This window comes from Mesobacillus sp. (genome assembly GCF_049588175.1).
Taxonomy (GTDB): Bacteria; Bacillota; Bacilli; order Bacillales; family Cytobacillaceae; genus Mesobacillus.
In genome coordinates, this window is the sequence record NZ_JBAVFI010000757.1 from 1 (window position 1) to 6,320 (window position 6,320).

Genomic DNA, 6,320 nt, shown 5'->3' on the forward strand with positions numbered 1-6,320 from the left:
TCCTCTTTTACAAGAGCAGCCTCATGGTCAAACGCGATTGGTCCACCGACACTCTCCATTTTTGCCGAAAAAGGCAGGGAGACTTGGTCTTCCTTATGCTCCTGCTCCTCCTCCGGCTGCTTATAGCTGACCTTCAGCTTGTTAATCTCTAAGTCTTTATAAATTTTATTATAGCGATTGACGAACTCATCTTTTGAGATCGTTCCCTTCGCTTCCTCAGATAAAAATCCATACATCTCATCAAACTTCTGATCATTCCACAGCTTCACATACTGCGAAAAACGTTCCTCCGGAGTCGGTTCCTTGCTGCAGCCAGCGACGAATACTGCAAAAAATATAAGTCCTATAAACAAAATCATCTTTTTCATATGTACCCCTCCTTCCGTTTGATTTTACCATAGATTTACTTTTTCTAAAAAAGATACGAAAAAAAATCCGCCACACGTGACTGGCGGATTTTATAAAATGTAATTTATTAAGAGTTGCTTGAAGTGTCAGAGTCAGTTGAAGAATCTTTGTCTTCCCCTGCGTCCTTATCTTCTTTGTCAGATCCATCATCTGCTGGCTTATCTTCATCTGGGGTTACGCTGTCAGACTTATCTCCAGCTTCTTTGCCCGCTTTATCATCAGCAGGCTTGTCCGCATCCGGAGCTTTGTTTTCTGAACCTTCACCAGTTGGCTTGCCCTCTTCAGTAGCTTCTTCTGACTTGCCTGCATCTCCATCAGTAGCGGCTTTTTCATTCGTAATTTCTGCTTCCTGCAATGCGCTAAGCGACTTGTTGAAGTACTCATGTGGATTTACAGGTACATTTTCCTTACGGATTTCAAAGTGTACGTGGTTGCCAGCCTTTTCATTGATCAGGCTTGTACCAGATTTCGCAATGACTTGTCCTTGCTCGACTTGGTCGCCAACTTTAACTTGGTAGTCTTTAACCGATTGATATTGTGTTACAATACCTTTGTCATGTTCGATTACAATGACGTTTCCTAGTAAACCATCTTCCATGACTTTAGTGACAGTACCACTTAATGAAGCAACAACATCAAATTCCTTGCCATCTTTTGAAGCAATGTCTAAACCAGTGTTCGGATGGTACGTATTGTCATAGAACACTAGAGCTGCTTCTTGCTCTTCTGCCTTGCTGTCATTATCATAGAATCCCATTTGGATGACAGCGTCGTCTTCACTCACCACTGGCATTACAAAGTTTTCCATTGCGCGGTTAACTTCTACTGCTGGCTGGTCATTGAATTTTTTGCCAGGCATATCAGTCGCTTTGTACTCGCTCTGATCTGTTCCGTTGCTACCGCTGTTTTGATACCATAGGACACCAGTTAGAATGATTGCGGCACTAGCAATATAAACTGTTGGATACACCCACCGCTTCTTGAAAAAGCTGTTCTTTTTGTCTTGAGAAGATCTTTCCTCTCTCATTTTCATCACCTCAGCAATCAGTCTGAACAGATGCGAAAAAATATATACATAGAGTTGAAAAATTTTTTACTGCTTATTTTTCGACAAAGGTGATTATTTTATGCAAAAAAGTTTTTTGGCGGGGGAAATTCTAGGTTTTAAGCTGGATCTCGTCTTGTTATAACAATATAAAGTGAGGGTTTTTCAATGAAAAAGTTACTAGTATGGTTTTTGCGAATTCTTCCATTTGCCTATATGGCTGCGATCTGGATCATGTCCAGCCTGCCAGATACCGCTGTGATTGAGCTTCCTGACCGTGGTGTCGACCGCTTTTTAAAAGAGTCTCTCCACCTGGTAGAGTTCGGGATTTTATATGTATTGCTCGTATTGGCAGCATTGACGACCCGCCGCTTCACACCGGCATTAAGCTTCATCTTCATGGGTGTGGCCATCTCATACGGCCTGCTCGACGAAATTCACCAGAGCTTCGTCCCATATCGATCCTCAACCGTCATTGATTTTGTAAAAGATGTAATTGGGGTGTTAGCGGCCTCACATTTCATTCATCATGCATACTTCAGCGGCAAGTTTGTGAGGCTGGGAAGGGTTTTGCGTGGGGTTGAGGGGCGAGTTCTTGGATAAAAGAGATTAATTACGGTTTTTTAGCGGCTGGCCTTGGATTGAGGCTGGCTTTTTTTCGACGTCTTTTTATGTAATTTTATTTCAAATTACCTCTTTTTCGGGTTGAATATAGCGGTTATTACATCAACCGTGAATAAAACAAAGCCAACCGTAAATATAATCCCCTCAACCGTGAATAAAACGAAGCCAACCGTTAATAAATTGCTCTTGACCGTGAATATCCATTAATTTAAGGTAACGGACATAAATATTTCACAATAAATCCGATACTTTAATAGGTATTTCTCAACTGATCGAAGAATTCATATACAAAACGATAAAGGAAGTGACCAATTTGATAGAAAAAGAAAGAACATATCCGATTCGGCTTAGGAAATATGAAGCTTTAATGAATCGAATCATACCAAACCACCCTAAACTCCCTTTAATTGAGCAAGATTACAAAACATGGCGCGCTGGTTACAAAGGGGAACTGCAAACCGATTACCGTTTAAGCTTTTTGCCTGAAAAAGGGTTCCATCTCTTTCGGGATTTACGTCTTGCCGATGGAGAATGGAATTTCCAAATCGATACCCTTATCCTAACGCTTCGTTATATCCTTCTAATTGAAACAAAAAACCACAAAGGCACGCTCTTCTTCGATAAAGATTCTGAACAAATGATCCAAACGAAAGATGAAAAAGAAAAATCATATGATCATCCGCTTATTCAAGTTAAAATGCAAGCATGGCACCTAAAAAGGTGGCTCAAACAATACACATTCGATGTCCCTCCAATTTATCATCTGGTGGTGGTCAGCAACTCTTCTACCATTATTAAGACCAATGATCGCCGACTTAATAAAGTAATAGTGAAAGGAGATGTGTTATTGAATCGTGTGCTCCAAATAGATGAGTATACTCAAAGCGTCATTTTCACCGACAAAGACGTAAGAAAGTTATCCAAGTTACTAATAAAGAAGCATACTCCACATCACCCCGATGTATTAAAACCCTATTCTCTTACCCACGACGATCTTCAAAAAGGAGTTCAATGCCCGTCTTGTTCAACAATTGGCATGGAACGCGAAAGGTGGTTCTGGCTATGCCCTGTATGTGGGCAAAAGTCGAAGACAGCGCATCATAAAGCATTAAAAGAGTTTTTCCTTCTTATCAGTCCTTCCATAAATAATCAATTCTGCAGAGAGTTTTGTACCGGGATTACATACAAGACGGCCAGTGATCTACTCTCTTCCATGCGCCTTCCCTTCACAGGCACCAAAAAAGGCCGCCTCTACCACATGCCTCCTAACATCGAAACGTTCTTTCAACCCGCGAAAAAATAAAAGATACCAATCCATCCCTACAGCGCTAAAAAGCCAGGGCGCACTTTGCCCTGGCCGTGTAATCTATATTTGCTTCCCTGACATTCCAACTAAACGCAGTCCTATTTCCTCGCCGTCACCTTCGTCATCAGACTATCCGCCGAAGCAATTTCTACCCCCTTGTAATAGTGCGTGACGATGTCTTTATAGGTCTTGCCTTCTGTTGCCATGCCGTTGGCGCCGTATTGGCTCATGCCGACGCCGTGGCCGAAGCCTTCGGTGGTGATGACGACGTTATTGCCTTTGATGACCCAGGAGAAGTCGCTGGATCTTAAATCGAGCTTTTCACGGACTTCCTTCCCGGTTAAAACTTTACCGCCTATATCAATTTTTCCAACGCGGTTGCCGGCTGTCCGGGAAATGACCTTGCCGATTGTAGCGGAATTCGCCAACTTAACACCCAGCTTTGATTCAAATGCAGCAACGGTCATAACGGTCTCACTGCGGAACTTTGGCGATTTCAGATCCCAAGGACTTTCGACGCTGCGCAGGTATGGGAAGGCATTGGCCCAGTATTCCTCTGAATTCTCGGTGAAACCGTTACTTGTTGAAAAGAAGGTTGCATCGATCGGTGCCCCGCCAAAAGTAAGAACCTGGCCGTCAGTCGCCTTTACGGCTTCGGCAATCTTCTTGAATTTCCATTTATAATCAACGCCCCACTGCTTCTTCAGTTCTTCTTTATTTTTAAAGACCTGGTGGATGGTTGTATCGTTCAGCTGAGCTCCTGCGGGAACGCCTACTTTATTCGGGCTCATCATTTGTTTTACATAATAGGTTCTTGCGGACAGCGCCTGCGCCTTCAATGCTTCCAACTCGAACTCCGCTGGCATTTCGGCTGCTACGACACCAATTAAGTATTCGTCCAGTGGAAGCTTCTCTGTCTTTGACAAAGCAGTCCGGTATACGGCCACCTCAACAGCCGAATCTGCGGACGGCAGCGCCGCAACATCCTTCGCATCATTCTGAAGCTCTTCTCCCAGCTTTCCGCCTGCCTTTTCTTCCATAAAAGGGAGGACGAGCATGGTAGGTATGAGGAGTGTGACAGCAAATAGGATTGCAGCTAGTACGATGAAAGGTTTGAATTTTAACATAGAAAAAGCCTCCATTATGAAATTAAGGCGGTTATTACCGTCTCAATCCATACTTATGGAGGCGGACAAGCATTTATGACATAATTTTTGATCAATCGCTATTTGGCTAAAATGATTGCCTTTTTAAAAAATGAAATTGGACAGTTATTTTTTTACAAGTATTTACTAATCAACATTAGATGGTATAAAAATTAACAAGAATTTACTCATAATCCACATTAGAACGTATAAAAAGAAAAAAACCGCAGAACTATACTAATATGCACAATTCTCCGGTTTATTGGGTATGTTGATTTATGCGTTCATATCTGAAACGAGGTTCTCAGTCACTGGCATTTCTTCGATTTCGCTTACGCGTTCGATGTCTGCGCCAAGTGCTGCAAGTTTCAGATGGAAGTCCACGTATCCGCGGTCAAGGTGATACAATTCTGTCACGCGAGTCATTCCATCGGCTACAAGGCCAGTCAGGATCAATGATGCAGCTGCACGCAAGTCTGTTGCTGCCACTTCTGCTCCCTGAAGGTCAGATGGTCCGTTCATGATGACAGAGCGTCCATCAATTTTGATGTTCGCGTTCATGCGGCGGAATTCTTCCACGTGCATGAAACGATTTTCGAATACCGTTTCTGTGATCATGCTTGTTCCCTGAGCACGCAATAGCAGTGCCATCATCTGGGATTGCATATCCGTCGGGAATCCAGGGTGTGGCATTGTCTTGATATCAACTGCTTTTAGCGTTTCAGGTCCGATGACACGAAGACCGTCTTCTTCTTCAATGATTGTAACGCCCATTTCTTCCATCTTGGCAACTAATGAAGATAAATGTTCAGGTACAGCGCCTTGTACAAGGACATTTCCGCCTGTAATGGCAGAAGCAACCATGAATGTTCCTGCTTCAATTCGGTCCGGAATGATGTTGTGGTCTGCGCCGAATAACACTTCAACGCCTTCGATACGGATTGTGCCTGTACCTGCGCCACGAACCTTCGCACCCATTTTGTTCAGGAAGTTTGCAAGGTCAACGATCTCTGGTTCTTTTGCGGCGTTTTCCATGATTGTCGTGCCTTTCGCAAGAACAGCGGCCATCATGATATTTTCCGTAGCGCCAACGCTAGGGAAATCTAAATATATTTTAGCTCCGTGTAAGCCATTAACTGCTTCGGCTTCAATAAAACCGTTTCCTACCTTCACTGAAGCACCCATAGCTTCGAAACCTTTAAGGTGCTGGTCGATAGGACGGGAACCGATTGCACAGCCGCCTGGCAATGCTACGCGAGCACGGCCATTCCTGGCAAGCAGGGATCCCATTACAAGTACAGAGGCACGCATTTTACGAACATATTCAAATGGCGCTTCGATTTTTAACTCTCCAGATGCATCTACTGTTATTGTGTTATTTTCAAACTCCACTACGGCGTTTAAAGAACGTAATACTTCGTTGATGGTATATACATCGGAGAGAGTTGGCACATCACGAATTACGCTTTTTCCGTCACTTGCTAATAATGTTGCAGCGATAACAGGCAAGACGGCATTCTTAGCTCCTTCAACCTTTACAGAACCGCTCAGCCTTTGTCCGCCGCGGACGATGATTTTTTCCAAGTGTATTCCCCTCCGCGTCCAATTTCTCTATATTAATATTCAATCGTTATGATGGGTGTGCCAACTACAAGGGTAGTCTTTGCGCCCAATCGGTCAGTTTTCCGTAATCCAAGCTGCAAATTCATGTCATGTTCACTGCTCAATGATTTGTCGAATAAAGGCGAGAAAGCGGATGTAGAAATAAATGACTCCTCTTCTAATCCTTCAA

General features: G+C 43.3%; 7 protein-coding genes. 2 read left to right on the top strand and 5 right to left on the bottom strand.

What is annotated here, in order from left to right:
- Both WB217_RS18350 and WB217_RS18355 read right to left on the bottom strand, forming a co-directional pair.
- Nucleotides 1-368, bottom strand: a 368-nt coding sequence (locus WB217_RS18350) for an NTF2-like N-terminal transpeptidase domain-containing protein (protein ID WP_423994750.1), incomplete at its 3' end; no start/stop codon positions are given.
- Nucleotides 369-475: 107 nt separating this feature from the next.
- Nucleotides 476-1,435: a peptidoglycan DD-metalloendopeptidase family protein gene (locus WB217_RS18355; protein WP_423994752.1), complete on the bottom strand. Its 960-nt coding sequence runs from the start codon at nt 1,433-1,435 to the stop codon at nt 476-478.
- A gap of 186 nt (nt 1,436-1,621) precedes the next feature.
- On the opposite strand from WB217_RS18355, the gene WB217_RS18360 reads away from it, so the two are divergent.
- Nucleotides 1,622-2,056: a VanZ family protein gene (locus WB217_RS18360; RefSeq protein ID WP_423994753.1), complete on the top strand. Its 435-nt coding sequence runs from the start codon at nt 1,622-1,624 to the stop codon at nt 2,054-2,056.
- 334 nt (nt 2,057-2,390) lie between these two features.
- Nucleotides 2,391-3,380 carry a nuclease-related domain-containing protein gene (locus tag WB217_RS18365; RefSeq protein ID WP_423994755.1) on the top strand — a complete coding sequence of 330 codons (990 nt, stop codon included), beginning with the start codon at nt 2,391-2,393 and terminating at the stop codon, nt 3,378-3,380.
- 101 nt (nt 3,381-3,481) lie between these two features.
- On the opposite strand, the gene spoIID is transcribed toward WB217_RS18365, so the two are convergent.
- The 3 genes from spoIID to WB217_RS18380 all read right to left on the bottom strand — a co-directional run.
- Nucleotides 3,482-4,510 carry a stage II sporulation protein D gene (gene spoIID, locus WB217_RS18370; protein WP_423994757.1) on the bottom strand — a complete coding sequence of 343 codons (1,029 nt, stop codon included), beginning with the start codon at nt 4,508-4,510 and terminating at the stop codon, nt 3,482-3,484.
- Between the two features lie 294 nt (nt 4,511-4,804).
- Nucleotides 4,805-6,112, bottom strand: a complete 1,308-nt coding sequence (gene murA / locus WB217_RS18375; RefSeq protein WP_423994759.1) for a UDP-N-acetylglucosamine 1-carboxyvinyltransferase — start codon at nt 6,110-6,112, stop codon at nt 4,805-4,807.
- A 32-nt stretch (nt 6,113-6,144) separates the two neighbouring features.
- The coding region (locus WB217_RS18380; protein WP_423994760.1) for a YwmB family TATA-box binding protein at nt 6,145-6,320 on the bottom strand (176 nt) is incomplete at its 5' end.